Origin of the sequence: Mycetocola miduiensis (genome assembly GCF_900115155.1) — a bacterium.
Lineage (GTDB): Bacteria > Actinomycetota > Actinomycetes > Actinomycetales > Microbacteriaceae > Mycetocola_A > Mycetocola_A miduiensis.
In genome coordinates this window covers 1-19,519 of sequence record NZ_FOVM01000008.1, presented here as the reverse complement: position 1 = coordinate 19,519, position 19,519 = coordinate 1, and the positions used below count along the sequence as shown (strand labels likewise).

20 protein-coding genes and 1 rRNA gene are annotated in these 19,519 nt (G+C 67.4%); 13 read left to right on the top strand and 8 right to left on the bottom strand.

Going from position 1 to position 19,519, the window contains the following annotated elements; all coding sequences use genetic code 11:
* Positions 1-35 precede the first annotated feature (35 nt).
* From BM197_RS12920 to BM197_RS12895, 6 genes are all read left to right on the top strand, one after another.
* Positions 36-911: a spermidine synthase gene (locus tag BM197_RS12920; protein WP_090712183.1), complete on the top strand. Its 876-nt coding sequence runs from the start codon at positions 36-38 to the stop codon at positions 909-911.
* Position 912: 1 nt separating this feature from the next.
* Positions 913-2,070, top strand: coding sequence for a PQQ-dependent sugar dehydrogenase (locus tag BM197_RS12915; protein ID WP_245762540.1), 1,158 nt, complete (start codon positions 913-915; stop codon positions 2,068-2,070).
* Positions 2,071-2,191: 121 nt separating this feature from the next.
* The gene (locus BM197_RS12910) at positions 2,192-2,716 is read left to right on the top strand and encodes a tetratricopeptide repeat protein (protein ID WP_245762539.1); all 525 of its coding nucleotides are present in this window, start codon (positions 2,192-2,194) and stop codon (positions 2,714-2,716) included.
* A 43-nt stretch (positions 2,717-2,759) separates the two neighbouring features.
* A complete protein-coding gene (locus BM197_RS12905) occupies positions 2,760-3,254 on the top strand; it encodes a SprT-like domain-containing protein (RefSeq protein WP_090712180.1) in 495 nt (164 codons plus the stop codon).
* Complete coding sequence (locus BM197_RS12900; RefSeq protein ID WP_245762538.1) at positions 3,251-3,781, top strand: DUF1697 domain-containing protein; 531 nt, start codon at positions 3,251-3,253, stop codon at positions 3,779-3,781. The genes BM197_RS12905 and BM197_RS12900 overlap by 4 nt, the downstream gene beginning before the upstream one ends.
* 54 nt (positions 3,782-3,835) lie before the next feature.
* Entirely contained in the window at positions 3,836-4,471 is a 636-nt protein-coding gene (locus BM197_RS12895; protein ID WP_090712176.1) for a CGNR zinc finger domain-containing protein, read from the top strand.
* 21 nt (positions 4,472-4,492) lie between these two features.
* Here the strand turns inward: BM197_RS12895 and BM197_RS12890 are convergent, their stop codons facing one another.
* Together BM197_RS12890 and BM197_RS12885 are read right to left on the bottom strand one after the other, a co-directional pair.
* Entirely contained in the window at positions 4,493-5,044 is a 552-nt protein-coding gene (locus tag BM197_RS12890) for a 2-phosphosulfolactate phosphatase (RefSeq protein WP_090712174.1), read from the bottom strand.
* A gap of 40 nt (positions 5,045-5,084) precedes the next feature.
* Complete coding sequence (locus tag BM197_RS12885) at positions 5,085-5,549, bottom strand: EVE domain-containing protein (RefSeq protein ID WP_090712173.1); 465 nt, start codon at positions 5,547-5,549, stop codon at positions 5,085-5,087.
* A gap of 140 nt (positions 5,550-5,689) precedes the next feature.
* Here BM197_RS12885 and BM197_RS12880 point away from each other — a divergent pair, with 140 nt between their 5' ends.
* From BM197_RS12880 to BM197_RS12865, 4 genes are all read left to right on the top strand, one after another.
* Entirely contained in the window at positions 5,690-6,202 is a 513-nt protein-coding gene (locus BM197_RS12880; RefSeq protein ID WP_090712171.1) for a hypothetical protein, read from the top strand.
* Between the two features lie 332 nt (positions 6,203-6,534).
* Positions 6,535-8,016: a DEAD/DEAH box helicase gene (locus BM197_RS12875; protein WP_090712507.1), complete on the top strand. Its 1,482-nt coding sequence runs from the start codon at positions 6,535-6,537 to the stop codon at positions 8,014-8,016.
* A gap of 100 nt (positions 8,017-8,116) precedes the next feature.
* Positions 8,117-8,533, top strand: coding sequence for a DUF3052 domain-containing protein (locus BM197_RS12870; protein ID WP_245762537.1), 417 nt, complete (start codon positions 8,117-8,119; stop codon positions 8,531-8,533).
* Between the two features lie 62 nt (positions 8,534-8,595).
* The gene (locus BM197_RS12865) at positions 8,596-9,114 is read left to right on the top strand and encodes a GNAT family N-acetyltransferase (protein ID WP_090712170.1); all 519 of its coding nucleotides are present in this window, start codon (positions 8,596-8,598) and stop codon (positions 9,112-9,114) included.
* 12 nt (positions 9,115-9,126) lie between these two features.
* Here the strand turns inward: BM197_RS12865 and BM197_RS12860 are convergent, their stop codons facing one another.
* Positions 9,127-9,696 (bottom strand): NUDIX hydrolase family protein, encoded by a 570-nt coding sequence (locus BM197_RS12860; protein WP_090712167.1) that lies wholly within the window; start codon positions 9,694-9,696, stop codon positions 9,127-9,129.
* 96 nt (positions 9,697-9,792) lie between these two features.
* On the opposite strand from BM197_RS12860, the gene BM197_RS12855 reads away from it, so the two are divergent.
* The 3 genes from BM197_RS12855 to BM197_RS12845 all read left to right on the top strand — a co-directional run bounded on the left by BM197_RS12855 (position 9,793) and on the right by BM197_RS12845 (position 15,898).
* Positions 9,793-10,428, top strand: a complete 636-nt coding sequence (locus BM197_RS12855) for an alpha/beta hydrolase (protein WP_090712165.1) — start codon at positions 9,793-9,795, stop codon at positions 10,426-10,428.
* A gap of 63 nt (positions 10,429-10,491) precedes the next feature.
* Entirely contained in the window at positions 10,492-15,129 is a 4,638-nt protein-coding gene (locus BM197_RS12850; protein WP_090712163.1) for an ATP-dependent helicase, read from the top strand.
* A complete protein-coding gene (locus BM197_RS12845; RefSeq protein ID WP_090712161.1) occupies positions 15,122-15,898 on the top strand; it encodes a DNA-formamidopyrimidine glycosylase family protein in 777 nt (258 codons plus the stop codon). Before BM197_RS12850 ends, BM197_RS12845 begins: the two co-directional genes overlap by 8 nt.
* 4 nt (positions 15,899-15,902) lie before the next feature.
* Here the strand turns inward: BM197_RS12845 and BM197_RS12840 are convergent, their stop codons facing one another.
* The 5 genes from BM197_RS12840 to rrf all read right to left on the bottom strand — a co-directional run.
* On the bottom strand, positions 15,903-16,400 hold the full coding sequence (locus BM197_RS12840; protein WP_090712159.1) for an FBP domain-containing protein: 498 nt from the start codon (positions 16,398-16,400) through the stop codon (positions 15,903-15,905).
* Positions 16,401-16,471: 71 nt separating this feature from the next.
* The gene (locus tag BM197_RS12835) at positions 16,472-17,851 is read right to left on the bottom strand and encodes an NAD(P)(+) transhydrogenase (Re/Si-specific) subunit beta (protein ID WP_090712157.1); all 1,380 of its coding nucleotides are present in this window, start codon (positions 17,849-17,851) and stop codon (positions 16,472-16,474) included.
* Entirely contained in the window at positions 17,848-18,156 is a 309-nt protein-coding gene (locus BM197_RS12830) for an NAD(P) transhydrogenase subunit alpha part 2 (protein ID WP_090712156.1), read from the bottom strand. The genes BM197_RS12835 and BM197_RS12830 overlap by 4 nt, the downstream gene beginning before the upstream one ends.
* Positions 18,156-19,307 carry an NAD(P) transhydrogenase subunit alpha gene (locus BM197_RS12825; RefSeq protein ID WP_090712154.1) on the bottom strand — a complete coding sequence of 384 codons (1,152 nt, stop codon included), beginning with the start codon at positions 19,305-19,307 and terminating at the stop codon, positions 18,156-18,158. Before BM197_RS12825 ends, BM197_RS12830 begins: the two co-directional genes overlap by 1 nt.
* 124 nt (positions 19,308-19,431) lie before the next feature.
* Positions 19,432-19,519: ribosomal RNA gene (gene rrf / locus BM197_RS12820) — 5S ribosomal RNA — on the bottom strand; the annotation flags it as partial.

Genomic DNA, 19,519 nt, shown 5'->3' with positions numbered 1-19,519 from the left:
GGACTCTCCGAAGTTGAGAAAGGTAGGCTCGACGCATGGCAGCGAGAGAGACCGACAACCCCCGCATCCGTCTCGCGTCGAGCGGTCAGATGGCCGTCATCGAGGCGGACAAGTGGGTTCCGGGCAGCTTCCAGCTCGTCGTCGACGGCACCCCGCAGTCCCATGTGAACCTCGACGACCCGTCGAACCTGTTCTTCGAGTACATCCAGCGCATCGGGCACGTGATCGACGAGGTTCGCGCACCCGGCGAGCCGATCACCGCCGTCCACCTCGGCGCGGGCGCGCTCACCCTCCCCCGTTACATCGAGGCCACCCGGCCGGGCTCGAGGCAGCAGGTCGTCGAACTGGAGCAGGACCTCGTCGACTTCGTCCGCGAGCACCTTCCCTGGTCGAAGCGCGCGGCGATCCGGGTGCGTTACGGCGACGCCCGTGAGGTGCTCGGCCGGCTGCCCAAGGGCCTCGCCGGGAGCGTCGACCTCGTCGTCGTCGACATCTTCTCCGGCGCCCGCACCCCAGCCCACGTGACGAGTATTGAGTTCTACCGCGAAGCGGCGGCGCTCCTCTCCCCCGACGGCATCCTCGTCATCAACATCGCGGATGGTCCTGGACTCGTCTTCGCGCGCGGGCAGGCCGCCACCGTTCAGGATGCCGTCGGCCACGTCGCCGTCCTGGCTGAGGCCCAGATCCTCAAAGGCCGGCGGTTCGGAAACGTCGTTTTGATCGGCTCGAACACGGAACTGCCGATGCATTTCATCCCCCGGCTGCTGGCTGGAGGACCCCACCCGGCCAAAGCCGTTGTCGGGGCTGAACTCCGCCAGTTCCTCGCCGGCGCCAGCGTCGTCACCGACGAAACCGCCGTGCCGTCGCCAGCCCCAGCGCAGACGATCTTCCAGGTCCGATCGGGCAACTGACGTGCCCAAAAGACGTGCAGCGGTCGCAGCTCTGGCCGCAGTGATGATCCTGAGCGGCTGCACGACATCCGCCCCGCTGCCGAGCGAGCGCCCCACAGGCCCGGACACTCCGGCCCCAGCCCCGACGGGCACAGGACCGGTATACCCGACCGGCGACTACTCCGTTCTCGCGACCGGCCTTGACGTGCCGTGGTCGATCCTGCGCCTGGGCGACAGCACTCTCCTCAGCTACCGCGACACCGGGCAGATCATGGAACTGACTCCGGCCGGAGACCTCCGCGAGGTCACGGTGGTGCCGGGCGTGGACGCAGGTGGCGAAGGCGGCCTGCTCGGTCTCGCCGCCCGAAACCAGGGCGAACAACACTGGGTTTACGCATATTTCACCTCGAACGACGACAACCGGGTGGTCCGGATGCCGGTCGGCGGCTCCCCGGGGAGCCTCACCCTCGGCGGCACCGAGGTCGTGCTCGACGGGATGGCGAAGGCCGGCAACCACAACGGCGGGCGGATCGCATTCGGCCCGGACGGGATGCTGTACGTCACGGTTGGCGACGCCGGCAACCGCGACACGGCACAGGACCCCGATTCGCTCAACGGCAAGATCCTGCGCGTCACAGCGACAGGCGACGTTCCGCAGGACAACCCGGTCGAAGGGTCGGCGGTCTACTCGCTCGGGCACCGTAACCCGCAGGGCCTGGCCTGGGACGCCGACGGCCGGATGTGGGCCAGCGAGTTCGGCCAGAACACCTGGGACGAACTCAACCTCATCGAACCGGGCAACAATTACGGCTGGCCGGTGGTCGAGGGCCAGGCCGGAAATGCCGATTTCGTCGACCCGGCCTACCAGTGGTCGACGGACGAGGCCAGCCCGAGCGGTCTCACCGTCGTGGACGACACCCTGTTTATGGCGGCGCTCCGCGGGCAGCGCCTGTGGGGCATCCTCGACGGCGTCCATGTGCCAGAGGGCAGCCGTGGTCTCGAGGGCGTCGTGACCGCATCCGCGTATTTCGAGGGAGAATTCGGCCGGATCCGCGACGTTGCTCCTGGACCGGATGGCACCCTCTGGCTGATCACGAACAACACCGACGGCCGGGGCAGTCCCGGGCAGGACGACGACCGGCTGATCCAGATCACGCTCGCGCCACTCGTCGAGGGCTGACCGCGCGCTCGGAATGCACCGGTGAATGGCGACAGGCGCCACCACCTGACCCGCGAACGGGGCGGCGCGGGTTAAAGTCGGATGAGAGACCGGAGCGACACCTTCCGGACTCCCGACATCGTTGGAGTACACCCTGAGCATCATCCTTGGCTACGACGCAAAGACCCTGCGCGAAAAGGTCGACCTCAAGGCTGTTGGGGATCGACTGCTCGAGCTCGGTGACATGCGCAACATGAGCGCACTCTGCGAGAAGACCTGGCTTCTCAAAGTCGCCGGCCAACTCGACGAGGCCCTCGACATGGCGAACCAGTGCGTGCGACTCGCGCGCTTCACCGGCGACCGCAAGGGGCTGATGCAGCCCCGGATGCTCCGCGCCCAGGTCCTGCAGTTCCGCGGCGCGTACGACGAAGCGTTGCACGAACTCTCGTCCCTCATCAACGAGGCGCACACCCACGACTGGCGGATGCTTGAGGCGCTCTCGCTGCAGCACCGCGGCCGGGTGTACTTCGACCAGGGGGATTACCGCTCAGCGCTCGTCGACTTCAAGTCGGCCGTCCGGCTGCGCACCGACCTCGGCGCCACCGACGAAGAGATGGAATCCTCGCTCATCGCCGTCGCCGTCACGGAGTCGTTCCTCGGCCGCTGAACGCGGCCGAGCGAATGTCGGCGGCTCGCGCTAGCGTATTGCCATGTCCGATCTGGTCAGGGTCCGGTTGTGGGCCGACTCGCTGATAAAGCTCCACCTCGATCCGTCCGTGTGGTCGTTCGGATTCGACAACGCCAAGCGCAGGGCCGGCCTCTGTAACTTCACGACGAAGCGGATCACCGTGTCCCGCTATCTGGCGAGCCGGTTCGACGACGATGAGATCCACCAGATCCTCCTGCACGAGGTAGCCCACGCCATTGCCGGACCCCGGGCCGGCCACGGGCAGACGTGGAAGCGAATCGCCGCCGATCTGGGCTACGTCGGTTCTCGCGAGCACCACGGCGAGACGGCCGACGAACTCGCCCCGTGGGTGGGATCGTGCCCGAACGGCCACACCCTGTACCGCTACCGCAAGCCCAAGCATCACACCTCGTGCGGTGTCTGCTCCCGCCGCTTCGACCCGCGGTTCGCGATCAGCTGGCAGCACCGCGTCATCACCCCGGCGATGCGGCAGCGGGCAGCGGCGAAGGCGTCATGACAGAACGCCCAGGCTCTGAAATGACCAACCTCCGGATCGCCCTTCTCCGCGGAGTGAACGTCGGCGGCGTGACGGTGAAGTCCGCGGCGCTGGCGGAGGTGTTTCGCGGCATGGGGTTCACCGAGGTCCGTACGGTGCTCGCCAGCGGCAACGTGCTGTTCACGGGCGCCGGGCAGGCCGATGCGATCGAGAAGGCGTTGGCCGACGCCTTTGGATATGGGGCGCGCGTGATCCTCACCGACCAGGCCACGGTGAGGGCCGTGATCGAGGCGTACCCGTTCGACGAATTCGACGACCGGCAGCCGTATGTGATGTTCGTGTCGGAACCGGGCGACATCCGGAACCTTCTCGAGCTTGCGGGGAACACCGAGGGTGACGTGGAGCGCGTACAGCCTGGGGATGGCGTTCTCTATTGGGAGGTCCGCAAAGGCATGTCGACCGACAGCCCGTTCTCGAAGAAAACGGCACGCACACCAGGCATCCTGACCACGACCAGAAACCTGCGGACCCTTCGCAAACTGGCCTGAACCCGCGTAGTGCGGGCTGGAATCACGCGTTCGGTAACCGGATATCGTGGTTACATGAGTGATCCGAGCAGCCCAGACTCCGCCGCGGGTCAGGAATCTTCCACAGGCCAGTGGCTCACCACGCTCGAAGGAACCCGCTGGTGGTTCGACTCAGGGTCGCTCGCACTCGATTTCGTCTACACCGGTCCGCTCGGGGCTACCGATGCGGCGCGACGGGAAGCACTTGGATCGCCCGCCGACCTCACCGACTGGATGGCCGACAAGTTGCCGAGTGCAGCAGCAGGCGACCGCGACCTCGCCGACGCGCTCACCCTGCGCGGGGCGATCGGCCGGCTGGCCCTCGCGGCGAGCGCCGGGAGTGCCGGGGATTCCCGCGACGTCGACCTGCTCAACCTCTATGCCGCCACCCCTGACATCCCGCCACGCCTTGCTGGTGGGGCGTTGCAGGCAGGGCGCACGGAGCCGCGGGCAGCCCAGGCGCTGTCAACGATCGCACGGGATGCCGTGGCACTTCTTTCGGGGACCACCTCCGGCACCATCCGGGAATGCGATGCCGATGACTGCGACATCATCTACCTCGACACGTCGCGCGGGCGGAACCGTCGCTGGTGCTCGATGCAACGCTGCGGCAACCGGCACAAGGTTCGCGCGCACCGCGCGAGGGCCGCTCGTTCGGTCTCTACCCGCTGATCGTCACCGACCGGGTCTCACTCAGTCGCGGAGGATGGCGACTTCGGCAGTGGAGTCGACCCGCGCCGCTGCGACAACCCGCTCCCGCTCGCCGTCTGCGATCAGCGACTGTCCGTCGACGGACGCGGTGAAGAGGTGCCCGACGGCATTCCTGAGGTTGTCGAACGCCGCACAGGCGACAGCCGCCTCAGGCGACGTGAAGTCGATGCCGCGGGCGATCAGGGCATCGATGACGGCTCCGGCGGCGAGCAGGTCCGGGGCAGAGAGCGTGCTCCCCCGGCCGGAAGAGACCACGGCGATCGACACGCGGCGCCCCAGCCGCACCTGGTGATCGAGCACCCAGCCCGCGACAGCGCTGCGATTCGTGAGGTTCGCGGCCAGCACGGTCTCTGCGGGCGAGTCGAGGGCAATGCTTGCGTCGGCGAGCGCGAGGGCGTCCACCCAGACCAGAAGATCGACGTCGGCGACCCGGTCCAGCCCGGCACGGCCGGAGTCGAAGCGGACTTGGTATTTCGCCTGGGCGGCCGGCGAAACGGTGGCAGAGTGCGCAGGGGTGGCGGTGCGTTCGGACATGATTCCAGCGTAACGACGGCCGCTCGGCGGCGCGGCACTGTTACAGCCAGTGACGTTCTTCGGGGTAGCGGCGGTCGTCCGGCGACGGGCGACGCATGGCATCCCGGACGATCTCGAAGTCGTGCCGCGAAAGCTCGAGCAAGCCTGCACGCAACTGGTACCCCCAGTTCGGCGCATTCCGGGTGAACTCGAGCGAGCCGAGCAGCGGGCGGATTGGAGCGGGCTCGGCGGTGAGGTCCCAGTCGACGCGGCGGCGCCATGGCCTCCAGTCCATCGACAGGGCCTGGTAGAGCTCGGTGCCGGCGATCCGGCCGATCGCCGTGAACTGCTTGAGCGGGTCCCCCTCCGGGTATTCCGTCTTCGGCGAGTAGTAAACGATGCCGTCGGCGTCGCCCATCCGTTCGAGGTTGGGGCGTGTGCCGTGGTTCACCTGCGCGATTCCGAGGTCGACGGCGTTGCGTACGTGGTCGCGGGATGCCACCGCCAGCCAGTATCGAATCGCCATACTCCCTGTTTAGCGCACCCGCCGTACCGAACTTCGGAGATTTCGGTTTCCCGGGCCGGCATCCGTCCGTTTGCTGTGATTTGGGGGTCAATTCCCGAAGTTGAGAACCGTGGATCCGCAAGAAAGACGAGACTGGGCTCATGCGAGTCCAACTCAAGCTCATCCTCGACGCCGACCCGTTCGACGCGTGGCGTGCGGTCCGCTCCCCCGCCGTTCTCCGCGAGCTTTACTCCCCGCTGCTCGAACTCGATCCCGGCGGGCCTGTCCCGACGCTGTGGGAACCGGGAAGCATGGACGTCACCGTCCGCGGCGCCGGGGTCGTCCCGATCGGCAGCCAGCGGATCGACATCGACTTCGACCTGAAGCGGATGCCGGGCGTGCGGATCCTCGTCGACTCCGGTCGACCGCTGACCGGCCCGTTGAGCCTTCTCGAGGGGTGGCGGCACCAGATGGCTATCGCGCCTGCGCCTGGGGACCCGACGAAGACGCTCTACCGGGACCGCCTCGACTTCGGCGGGCCGGCCGCCGCCCTGCTGTGGATGCCGATGTGGACGATGTGGCAGTGGCGTGGCATCCGGCTGAAGGAGATGGCGCCGCACTGGGCCTTCGAGCCGGTGCGGCCCGAGCAGGAGACGCCCACCCCAGCTTCCTGACGCGCGGATTCACCCGCACCGGACGGGTTCACCGGGCGTGCCGCGTGTACCTGTCCGGAGCCAGTGATCCCGGCGTTCCCGGACGCATTGAGCGCCCTGTCAGGCAGCACCCGGCCGCATCCGCTAGAGTAGGAGTACTTGCGGGCCCATCAATGTGCCCCTTGCGTCGTAGAACGCTCCTCTCTCCCCGCTGGATTCGCAACTGATTCCCGGGTCGATGACTCTTCATACGGCGAACGATTGTGGCCTTCGCCACCTTCGCCACTCTCCCGCTCCAGCGATTTCGCCTGTCGAGATCCGTACGGGACGCTGATGCTGTGAAAGGCACCACCTTGTCAGAAACTCCCAAAGAAACCACGTTCGCCGAACTCAACGTTCCGGCGGCACTCGTCGCGGCACTCGCCGCCGACGGTAAGACCCTCGCATTCCCGATCCAGGTCGACACCCTCCCGGACACCCTCGGCGGACGTGACGTCCTCGGCCGCGGAAAGACCGGCTCGGGCAAGACCCTCGCGTTCAGCATCCCGATGGCTGCCCGTCTCGGCGGCAAGCTCGCCGGCGGCAAGCGCCGCCCGGGCCGCCCGCTCGGCCTGATCCTCGCCCCGACGCGTGAGCTCGCCACCCAGATCTCCGCCGTCCTCACGCCGCTCGCAGCGGCATACGGCCTCAACACCACCACCATCTTCGGCGGGGTCAACCAGACCCGCCAGGTCACCGCGCTCAAGGCCGGCGTCGACATCGTCGTTGCCTGCCCGGGACGCCTCGAAGACCTCATGAAGCAGGGCTTCGTCAACCTCGACGCTGTCGAAATGACCGTGCTTGACGAGGCCGACCACATGGCCGACCTCGGCTTCCTGCCCGTCGTCACCCGCATTCTCGACAAGACACCGTCCAACGGACAGCGCCTGCTGTTCTCGGCCACGCTCGACAACGGCGTGGACAAGCTCGTCAAGCGCTTCCTCCACAACGAGGTCCTGCACTCCGTCGACGAAGCGACCAGCCATGTTTCGGCGATGACCCACCACGTCTTCGAGATCAACGGCCCGGACGCCAAGAAGGACCTCATCGAGACCCTCGCATCGGGCACCGGCCGCCGCATCCTCTTCATGCGCACCAAACACCACGCCAAGAAGCTCGCCAAGCAGCTGACCGACTCCGGCATCCCCGCCGTCGACCTGCACGGTAACCTCTCGCAGCCGCAGCGTGACCGCAACCTTGCCGCGTTCAGCGACGGGTCCGCCCGCGTTCTCGTGGCAACGGATGTCGCGGCGCGCGGCGTTCACGTCGACGATGTCGAGCTCGTCATCCACGTCGACCCGCCGATGGAGCACAAGGCGTACCTGCACCGCTCCGGCCGGACCGCTCGTGCCGGCAGCGCCGGTGACGTCGTCACCATCTGCCTGCCGACGCAGAAGAAGGACCTCGCGCAGCTCCTGAAGAAGGCCGCCATCACCGTCACTCCGGTCGCTGTGACCGCGAAGTCCCCCGAGGTGACCGCCCTCGTCGGCGAGGTCGCCTCGTACGTCAAGCCGGTGCCCCGCGTCGTCCAGGCGCAGGGTGGTGGACGCTCGCAGGGCGCCAACGCCCAGCGCAAGCGTTCGGCCCGCGAAGGCCAGGGCGGCGGACGCTCACGGTCCGGTTCGTCGCGTGACTACTCCACCTCGACCGCCGGCAGCTCTGCTCGCCGTCACGAGGGCAGCTCGACCACTCGCTCCCCGCAGTCCCGCCCCGAGCGTTCAGCCCGGCCGGCCACGTCAGGCGGAGCAGCGACTGGCGGGCAGCGTACCCACCGCCGGGTATCCAGCGGTCGCTAGGCAGCATCGTTTCAGGAAGCCATCGCTTCCGGTTCCCGCATTCGCGTCGACCGGTCGCGGTGGCTTCCGCCGTTTACGCCGCAACAGTATCCTCAGGCTCGTGGCCGGATACTCGTCGTCGTCGCAGGCACGCAAACTCGGATTGAAGCCCGGGCTGCGGCTGCTCCTGGATTCCGCTCCAGAGGGCTGGCACCTCGACGAGGCTCCCGACGGCGTCGACGTGGTGACGGATGCCGCGAGCGCCGACATCGTTCTCAGTTTCGTTACCGAGGCGGCGGGCATCCGTTCGCGGATCGAAGCGCTCGGCCAGCGGATCCATCCGGACGGCGCGCTGTGGATCGCGTGGCCGAGGAAGGCGGCCGGTCACGTCAGCGAGGTCACGGAGAACCTGATTCGGGTCGCCGCGCTTGAGCTCGGACTTGTCGACGTCAAGGTCGCCGCCGTGACCGAGGACTGGTCCGGGTTGAAGCTTGTGTGGCGGGTCGAAAACCGGGACCGCCTGAACGGGAGTGCCTGAATGTGTCAACCCCGACTTCCGTCGATTTCTCGGCTTACCAGATGCCGGGGTATGGTCACGGTATGGACACCGATGTTGCAGCTCCTTCCGTTTCAGAGATCATTGTCCGCCCGGTGCGCGACGTCGACGCCGAGTCACTCGGACGGGTGCACGCCCAGTGCTGGCACGAGGCGTACGACGAGCTCATCAGCAAGGCCGCGCTGGAGCGGCTGTCGCCCCGTCGGATGGCGGAGCTGTGGACGCACTGGATGAACCAGGGTCCCGCCTACCGCCAGTTCGCGGCGGTGAAGGACGGCGATATCGTCGGATTCTCCGGGTCGGGTCCCGCCCGTGACGCTGACGCGCCGCGCGACCGCGAGCTGTACTTCATCAACATGCTCGCCGAGTTCCGCAGCACGGGAACCGGGCAGAAACTCTTCGATGCTGCCATCGCCGACGGGGAACCCGCGTATCTCTGGGTGTCCTCCGCGAACGACCGCGCGCGGCACTTCTACGAGAAAAACGGCTTCGTCGCCGACGGCGCCGAGCACACCGAACCGTTCCTCGGCGAAGAGATCCACGAAGTCCGGTACGTCCGCTAGGTATTCAGCGGGTCAGGACAACCGGCCGACCGACGCGAGCGCGAGGCGCAGGAGCGTGCCGCGGCCACCTTCCATTTCGTCGCTGACGGCATCCGACTGGGCTTCTTCCGGCGCCATCCAGGTCAGCTCGAGCGCGTCCTGGCGCGGGTCACACGTTCCGGTGACGGGCACGACATAGGCGAGCGACACGGCGTGCTGCCGATCGTCGGTGTACGCGGAAATCCCCGGCATCGGAAAGTACTCCGCCACGTGGAATGGCGTTGGGGATGCCGGGAGCAGCGGAAACGCCATCGGCCCGAGGTCCTTCTCGAGGTGCCGGAACAACGCATCCCGCAGCGTCTCGCCGTACATCACCCGGCCGGAGACGAGGGTGCGGGTCATCTGCCCGGTCGCGGTCGCCCGGAGCAGGATTCCCACTTCGGTGACGATACCGAGGCCATCGACACGCACCGGGACCGCCTCGACATAGAGCAGGGGAAGGCGACGACGCACTTCCTCCAGCTCGATGTCGCTGAGCCAGCCTGGGGTCGGGCTCGATGAGGGGTCCTGCGGCTGGTCAGGGTCAGGGGTGCGAACGCTCATGCTCCATTCTTACCCGGTTAGCCTGAACCCCGCTCGGCAGACACCCGGTTGACGCTCGGTAGGCTTGTTCCCTGCCCGACGAAGGAGAAGCAGGCGATGTACACAATCGACGAGGATGCCGTCCTCTGGTCAGCCGCGGGCGACGACCGTGAAGGCCGTTCGCTCCTCGTCGTCCTGCACGGCTACGGGTCCAACGAGGCAGACCTCTTCCAGCTCGCGCCCTTCCTCCCCCTCGAGCCGGTGATCGCCTCACTCCGCGCACCGCTCGTCGCGCCGTTCCCGATCGACGGCTGGTCGTGGTACCCCATCGACGAACCCGGCCAGCCCGACGCAGCCGGGCTCGCAGATACGACAGCGGCGGTCCTGGCCTGGCTCGATGCGCTGCCGTACAGCCCCGACTCGGTCGGCCTGCTCGGGTTCTCGCAGGGCGGCGCCGTGGCGATCGAGCTGCTTCGCGCGGCGCCCGAGCGGTTCTCCTTCGCTGTGAATTTGTCCGGCTATGCTTCCGCGGACGCCTCACCAGGCGACGCTGCCCTCGCCGAACGCCGCCCGCCGGTGTTCTGGGGCCGGGGAACCCACGACGATGTCATCCCGTCCGAAGCGGTGGAGCACACCACCGCCTGGCTCCCCGATCACACCCGCCTCGTCGGCCGGATCTACGACGGCCTGACCCACGCCATCTCGCAACAGGAACTGGCAGATGTGCGCGGGTTCATCGAGCGCCAGCTCTGACTTTGGCTGGTCAGGCGAAGGCAACCCGCCGATGATGTCAGTGGTCTCAGGCAGGATGGGAACGTGAGCAACGTGCTTGAGCGGTTCTCTCCCGCGACCCGCGAGTGGTTCAGTGGGGCATTCGCCGCGCCCACAGACGCACAGGTCGGGGCGTGGGATGCCATCTCGCGCGGTTCGCATGCCCTCGTCGTCGCTCCGACCGGGTCGGGCAAGACCCTCTCCGCCTTCCTCTGGTCGATCGACCAGCTCATGGCCGAAACCCGCCCTGAAGGAAAGGGCACCGAAGGCACAGGCACCCGCGTGCTCTACATCTCTCCCCTCAAAGCGCTGGGCGTCGACGTCGAACGCAACCTCCGGTCGCCGCTGATCGGCATCACCCAGACGGCGATCCGGCTGGGGGCGAACGCACCGAACGTCACCGTCGGTGTCCGCTCGGGTGACACGCCCGCTGCCGACCGCCGCACCCTGGCGAAGAACCCGCCTGACATCCTCATCACCACACCCGAATCCTTGTTCCTCATGCTGACCTCGGCCGCGCGCGAGACGCTGCGCTCGGTGGAGACGGTGATCATCGACGAGGTGCACGCCGTCGCGGCAACCAAGCGCGGCGCGCATCTGGCGTTGTCGCTTGAGCGGCTGGACGCCCTGCTCGAGAAACCGGCGCAGCGGATCGGGCTCTCAGCGACGGTGCGGCCGCGTGAAGAGGTCGCCCGGTTCCTCGGCGGCACCGCGCCGGTCGAGATCGTCGCACCTCCCGCCTCCAAGCGCTTCGACCTCCGGGTGATCGTGCCGGTCGACGACATGACCAACCTTGCTGCGGCCGCCCAGCCCCGCGAGGGATCAGCCGCCGGCGCCATCCAGGAAGACGGCGAACGCGCCGGGTCGATCTGGCCGCACGTCGAGGAGGCCATCGTCGACCGCATCCTCGAACACCGGTCAACCATCGTGTTCAGCAACTCGCGGCGCCTCGCCGAACGACTCACTGCCCGCTTCAACGAGATCTACGAGGAACGCACGGCAGCGGAACCCGCCGAAGACCTTGTCGAAATCGGGGCCGAGCGGAGTACCCGTCCCCCAGCCGCGCTGATGGGCGGCAGCGGGCAGACCACCGGCCGCGACCACAGTACCCCCCAGCTCGCCCGGGCCCATCACGGCTCGGTGTCGAAGGAACAACGGGCAATCATCGAAGACGACCTCAAATCCGGTCGCCTGCGCTGCGTCGTGGCGACGTCGAGCCTCGAGCTGGGCATCGACATGGGCGAGGTCGACCTCGTCGTGCAGGTGGAATCGCCACCGTCCGTCGCCAGCGGGCTCCAGCGCGTCGGCCGCGCCGGGCACCAGGTGGGTGAGATCTCCCGTGGGGTGTTGTTCCCCAAACACCGAGCCGATCTCGTGAACTCGGCCGTGGCATCCGAACGGATGGTCTCCGGCCAGATCGAATCCCTCGCCGTCCCGTCCAACCCCCTTGACATCCTCGCCCAGCAGACCGTCGCGGCGACCGCGCTGGAGCCGATCGACGTGGAGGTGTGGTTCGAGCAGGTGAAGCGCAGCGCGCCGTTCACCCGGCTGCCCCGCTCGGCGTTCGAGGCCACCCTCGACCTGCTCGCCGGGCGGTACCCCAGCGATGAGTTCGCCGAGTTGCGTCCCCGCATCGTCTGGGACCGCGACGCCGGAACGCTCACCGGGCGGCCGGGGGCACAGCGCCTTGCGGTCACCAGCGGTGGCACGATTCCGGACCGGGGACTGTTCGCCGTCTACATGGTGTCGGGCACTGCGGAAGGCACGGGCTCACGGGTGGGCGAACTCGACGAGGAGATGGTCTACGAATCCCGGGTGGGCGACGTGTTCGCGCTCGGCGCGACAAGCTGGAAGATCCAGGAGATCACCCACGACCGCGTGCTCGTCACTCCGGCGTTCGGCCAGCCCGGTCGACTCCCGTTTTGGAAGGGCGACGGTCTCGGCCGGCCTGCGGAACTCGGTGAAGCCGTCGGCGCGTTCATGCGCGACATCGATGCGGCCAGCACGACGGATGCCACCCAGCGGCTCACCGGCGCTGGTCTCGATTCGCGGGCGGCCACGAACCTCATCGCCTACCTGATCGAGCAGCGAACGGCGACCGGGCACATCCCGAGCGACACGACACTGGTCGTCGAACGTTCCCGCGACGAGCTCGGCGACTGGCGGGTGATTCTTCACTCCCCGTACGGCATGCAGGTGCACGCGCCGTGGGCTCTCGCCGTCGGGGCTCGCGTGCAGGAGCGGTTCGGCATCGACGGCGCCTCGATCGCGAGCGACGACGGCATCATCGTGCGTATCCCCGACACCGAGGTCGAACCCCCCGGCGCCGAGCTGTTCGTCTTCGACGCCGACGAACTCGAAGCCGTCGTCACCGAGCAGGTCGGCGGCTCCGCGCTGTTCGCCTCACGCTTCCGCGAGTGCGCCGCCCGCGCACTCCTCCTGCCGAACTACTCCCCCGGCAAACGTGCTCCGCTCTGGCAGCAACGCCAGCGTTCGGCGCAGCTGCTCGACGTCGCCCGCAAATACCCGGCGTTCCCGATCATCCTCGAAACCGTTCGTGAGTGCCTCCAGGATGCCTACGACCTGCCCGCGCTCCTCGGCATCGCGAAGAAACTCGCCAGCCGCGGCATCCGGATCGTCGAAACCACGACCGATTCACCGTCGCCGTTCGCCAAGTCCCTGCTGTTCGGCTACGTCGGGGCGTTCATGTACGAGGGCGACAGCCCGATCGCCGAACGCAAGGCCGCCGCCCTCACCATCGACTCGGCTCTCCTTGCGGAACTTCTCGGCCAGGTGGAGCTGCGCGAACTGCTCGACCCCGGTGTGATCGCGCAGACCGAAAGCGAACTGCAGCGGCTGGCGGAGTCCCGCAAAGGCCGGGGCGTCGAAGGTGTCGCCGACCTGCTGCGCATGCTCGGCCCGCTCACTCTCGACGAGGTGGCTGCCCGGCTCGAATCAGAGCATCCGCTCGAGGATGCCACCGTGCACCTCGCCGAACTCGCGCGGGCGAAACGTGTCATCGGGGTCAGCTTCGCCGGCACGGCCTGGTGGGCGGCGATCGAAGACTCGGCGCGGCTGCGCGACGCACTCGGCGTGCCGCTGCCGATCGGAGTCCCCGACGCATTCCTCGACCCCGTCGCGGATCCCGTCGGCGACCTCATCGCCCGATACGCCCGCACGCACGGCCCGTTCACCACACAGGAGGTTGCCGACCGCTTCGGCCTCGGCAGCGCCGTTGCCCAGCACACGCTCGTCCGTCTCGCCGACTCCCGCAGGGTGATGCGCGGGGAGTTCCTCGCCACCGGCCGTGAATCCATCGGCGACAACACCGAATGGTGCGACTCCGAAGTACTTCGACGCCTGCGGGTCCGGTCGCTCGCCGCGCTCCGCCACGAGGTCGAACCGGTCGAGCAGGATGCCTTCGCGCGCTTCCTGCCGAGCTGGCAGAACGTGGGGAGCCGGTTGCGCGGGGTCGACGGCGTGGCAGCCGTCATCGACCAGCTCGCCGGCGTGAACATCCCCGCCTCTGCCTGGGAATCGCTCATCCTGCCCCAACGCGTGACCGACTACTCGCCAGCGATGCTCGACGAGCTCACCGCAACCGGCGAGGTGTTGTGGTCAGGAGCCGGTGCACTGCCAGGCAACGACGGCTGGGTCGCGATGCACCTGGCCGAAACCGCGCATCTCACCCTGCCCCTCGTTCCGGAGCACCAGCCAGATGAACTTCAGCGCGAGGTCCTGCTTGCCCTCGGCGGTGGCGGTGCGTTCTTCTTCCCCCAGCTCGCCGAGGCCACAGGGGCGACCGACGACAAAGCCCTCGTCGCCGCCCTGTGGGAGCTGGTCTGGGCCGGGCTCATCACGAATGACACGCTCGCGCCGTTGAGGACCCTCACCGGTCACGGCGGCGGGGCACACCGTACCCAGCGTGCCGCGCCCCGGTCCCGGATGTACCGTGGCCGCCCGCTCAGCCGGCCGAGCATGTCGACACGTGTGGCACCGGCGCTCGGTGGGCGCTGGTCGATCCTGCCCCTGGGCGAACAGGATCCGACCGTCCGGACGGCAGCCACCGCCGAAACGCTCCTGGAACGATACGGTGTCGTCACCCGCGGCTCCGTGATGAGCGAAGGCGTCCCCGGCGGGTTCGCGCTCACCTACCGGGTGCTCAGCACGTTCGAGGACACCGGCCGGGCTCGCCGCGGATACTTCATCGACGGTCTCGGCGCCGCCCAGTTCGCCACCGCCGGAACTGTTGACCGGTTGCGGTCGTTCGCCCGGAGTGACGCGAACGACGTCCCGGATGCGGCGGACCGCACGGTCGTCACGCTCGCCGCCACCGACCCGGCGAACCCGTACGGCGCGGCCCTGGCCTGGCCAACCGTGGAAAGCGCCGGCACGAAACACCGTCCGGGCCGCAAAGCGGGCAGCCTCGTCACGCTCGTCGACGGCGCGCTCACCCTCTACGTCGAGCGGGGAGGAAAGACTCTCCTCACGTTCACCGACGACGAATCCGTACTCGCGGTCGCTGCGGCATCCGTCGCCGACCTCGTGCGCCGGGGCCGGATCGACAAGCTCGCCATCGAGAAAGTGAACGGCTCGTTCGTGCTCGGCACGCCGGTAGCAGCAGCGTTGCGGGAGGCCGGGTTCACCGAGACGCCGCGGGGGCTGAAGATGCGGCATGCCTGAGGGCGACACGGTCTACCGCGCGGCACGCCACCTGAACGATGTACTCGAAGGCGCGACCGTGACCACGTGGGACATCCGCGTACCTGCCTTCGCGACGAGCGACCTCACCGGGGAACAAATCGAGGGGGTCATCAGCCGGGGCAAACACCTGCTGCATCGCGTCGGCGACTACAGCCTGCACAGTCACCTCAAGATGGAGGGCACCTGGCACCTCTACCGGCCCGGATCGGCATGGAAGCGACCCGCGTACCAGGCCAGGGCCTTGGTCGGCTCGGCGGAGTGGCTCAGCGTCGGTTTCGAGCTCGGAGTGGTCGAGCTGATCGCCCGCAGCGACGAGCACACGGTCGTCGGCCATCTCGGGCCTGACCTTCTCGGCGACGACTGGGATAGCGCCGAGGCGCTCGCCCGGTTGGAAGCCGTGCCTGAGCGCCCCGCCGCGGTCGCGCTGCTGGACCAGCGCAACCTCGCGGGCCTCGGCAACGTTTACGCCAACGAACTGTGTTTTCTTCGCGGGATCCTTCCCACCCATCCGATCGGCGAGACGGATGCCGTCGCCCTCGTCGCCCTGTCGCATCGCCTAATCCACGCCAATCGCGATCGGGTGGAACGGACAACGACCGGCGACACCCGGCCGGGGAGGCAGACCTGGGTCTATGGGCGCGGCGGTAAACCGTGCCGCCGCTGCGGCACACGAATCCGTTCCGGTCTGCTCGGGCCTACCCCGACCCAGCAGCGGGAGACCTACTGGTGCCCGCGCTGCCAGACCTGAACGCTCAGCGTACGCGCTCGATGTCTGCGACGAAGCGGTCGACCCTCTCGAGCAGCCGTGCCCGGTACGCACGCATGACCGTCGACGGGTAGGGCTGGATCGGCGCCGCGTGCGGTTGGAGCCTAACGTGCGCGGAGCACGTCAGCTCGGAGCAGATATAGGTGCCGACCGTGCTGCCGTTCTGGCCAGCCTCACCCGCGAGAGGGGCGACGAAGAGGGCAACGTCGTTCGCCGGCTGCGGCGTGTGGCAGAAACTGCACAGGTGGACCTGGATACGGGATGCGACCCGGTCGGCGCGTCGGAGCACGATCCCCGCCGGAGAATCTTCACGCCAGTAGACGAGGGAGTACCGCCCTGGGGTGTTCGGATCGCCCCAACCGAAATAGTCGAGCTCAGCCCATGGCGCAAAAGCGAGGCCGGATGGCACAAACATGCGGGTCGCGTCAGCCGTCCCGCAGTTCACGAACGATGACCGGATTTGCCCTTCGGTCAGCTCTTGCATCAGGTCTCCCTCATCGCCACTGCGTCCCCAGCATAAGGTCCGGCGCAGGACGCTTCAATCCGCAGCCCCGGTTACACCGCCGCCTTGACCGCCGCGAGCAGTTGTGTCAGCGTTGCCTTCGCGTCGCCGAGGGCGATGGACACCTTCGGGTCGTAGAACAGCTCGTTCTCGATCCCGGCGAATCCGGGGTTCAGGCTGCGTTTGAGAAAGACGACCTGATTCGCCTCTGACACGTTGAGGATCGGCATGCCGTAAATCGGTGACCCGGGTGACGACTTCGCGGCCGGGTTGACCACATCGTTCGCTCCGATCACGAGGACGAGGTCGGTGGACTTGAACTGCCCGTTTACGACGTCCATCTCCACGAGCGATTCGTATGGCACGTTCGCCTCGGCCAGCAGCACATTCATATGCCCCGGCATCCGTCCGGCGACCGGGTGGATGCCGAAGACGACATCCGCTCCCCTCGACGTCAGGTGCTCCGCCAGTTCCGCCGCAGCGTGATGCGCCTGGGCGACGGCAAGGCCATAACCGGGGACGATGACGATCCTCGACGAGTACTCGAGCAGGATCGCAACGTCCTCGGGCGTTACCGTGCGGACCGGGCGGTCCTCAGTACCTGCATCCGCCCCGCTCTTCCTGGCGCGTCGAAACGCCCCGAAGACGATCCCGGTCACGCTGCGGCCCATCGCGGTCGCCATCGAAATGGTGAGGATCGTTCCGCTGGCGCCGACGAGCGTGCCGGCGATGAGGAGGAGCACGTTGGAGAGCATGACGCCAGATCCCGCGACCGCGAGCCCGGTGAACGCGTTGAGCAGGGAAATGACGATAGGCACATCCGCGCCGCCGATCGGCAGGACGAAGAGGACTCCGATGACCAGGCCGATCCCGAGCAGGGCCGCAGCGTAGAGAAGGTTGCCGGTGATGACCATCGCGACGGCGGTGGCTATCGCAGCGAGTGTAAGAACCCCGAGGAGGACGCCGAGCCCCGGGAAGACGACCGCCCTCGAGGTGATGATGCCCTGCAGTTTGCCGAAGGTGATGAAGGAGCCCGTCAGCGACAGCCCCCCGATGAAAACAGTGAACGCGATCACGCTACCTGCCCAGGCATCGGCACCGTGGGTGAACTCGACGACAGCGACAAGCGCCGCAGCGCCGCCGCCGACACCGTTGAAGGCCGCGACAAGCTGAGGCATCTGGGTCATGTGCACACGACGTGCGGCCGGAACGGCGATGGCAGCACCGGCGACAACCGCCAGGGCGATCCACGCTCCGTTACGGATGTCATGGCCAAGCACGTAGGCGGCGATCGCGATGACAGCACCGGTCGCTCCGAGCCGGTTCGCGCGCCGCGCCTTGCGCGGTGAGCTCAGGCCCTTGAGAGCAAGGATGAACAGGATGGCGGCTACCAGATAGCCCGTGAGGACGACGGATTCGTTGAGGATTTTCACTTGGAGACCTCCTTTTTCCCCGCGCGAGAAGGCTTGGCAGCGAACATCACGAGCATCCGGTCGGTGACGACGAAACCACCGACGATGTTGATGGTGGCAAGGAAAACCGCGAGCACGGAGAGTACGAGCGGAAGGGGTTCGGTCGCTTGTCCGGCGACCATGATCGCCCCGAGCAGGATGATGCCGTGGATCGCGTTCGCCTCGGACATGAGTGGGGTGTGCAGGGTGCTGGATACCTTGGAGACGACCTCGAAACCGAGGAACACCGCCAGGACGGTAATGGTGACCAGGGCGAAGACGTCCATCAGCGTGCAACCTCCTCGGGAAAGAGTTCGGTGATCCTGGGGTGGATGATGGCGCCGTCGTGGGTGAGGCACGACCCGCTCACCAGTTCATCGCTGAAGTCGGGCACCACCTCGCCCTCGACGGTGAGGGCCGTGACGAAGTTGGCGAAGTTCATCGCCAGCAACTTCGACGCGTCAATGGCCAGGTCGGAGTGGATGTCCCGGACACCGATGACCGTGACCTGGCCTGCCGCGACCGGGAACGGGATCGATGTTCCAGGCATCGACGCTTCGACATTGCCGCCTGTCTCGGCAGCCAGGTCGACGACCACGGATCCCGCCTTCATCCCGCCCATCATCGCCGAGGTGATCAGAAGCGGAGCAGGCCGGCCGGGAACCGCAGCGGTGGTGATGATGATGTCAGCCGCTTCTACGAAAGGTGTGAGCAGCTCCCGCTGGCGTTGAGCCCTGGCCGCCCCCAGCTCCTTGGCGTAACCGCCACTGGCATCCGCCGCCTCGAGGTCGAGGGCGATGAACGTTCCGCCGACTGAGCGCACCTCGTCGGCTGAGGACGAACGGACGTCATACGCGCTGACGACCCCGCCGAGGCGTTTCGCGGTGGCGATCGCCTGCAGGCCGGCGACTCCGGCGCCGAGGACGAGCACCCGAGCCGGCGCCAGTGTGCCCGCGGCAGTCATGGTCATCCCAAACATGCGATCGAAGGCATCCGCCGCCAGGAGAACGCACTTGTATCCGGCGAGAAGCGCCTGGGACGACAGCACATCCATTGATTGGGCGCGAGAAATTCTCGGCAGGAAGTCGAGCGCGAAGGTTGTGAGCCTGGATGATGCCGCCTTCTGCAGCACCCCGACGTTGTTGAACGGGTCGACGACGCCCACCGTGACCGTTCCTGACGGCAGTGCGTCGAGGTCGGATGCCGTCAGTGGACGAACGTGGAACAGCACGTCGCCCGCACCCCGTGGCAGTGATGACTCGATGGTCGCCCCCGCTGCGGCGTACGCCTCATCGGTGATACCGGCGAACCGCCCGGCCCCGGGCGCGACACTCACGTCGAGGCCGGCGGCTTTCAGCTTCCGTACGCTGTCGGCCGTCGCAGTAACCCGCTTCTCACCTGCGACCTTTTCAGCGCGGACGAAAACCCTGCTTGACACGGAACTCCCTCGTTCGTGAGCGATGGTGTCTCCGAGAGTAGTCGGTTCGGCTGCAGTCGTGAAGAAAAGGCCGTTAACGCAGAAAAGCCACCCCGAAGGGTGGCTTTTCTGGTTTTCAAGTTAAGTCCGGCGGTGTCCTACTCTCCCACAGGGTCCCCCCTGCAGTACCATCGGCGCAAAGAGTCTTAGCTTCCGGGTTCGGAATGTGACCG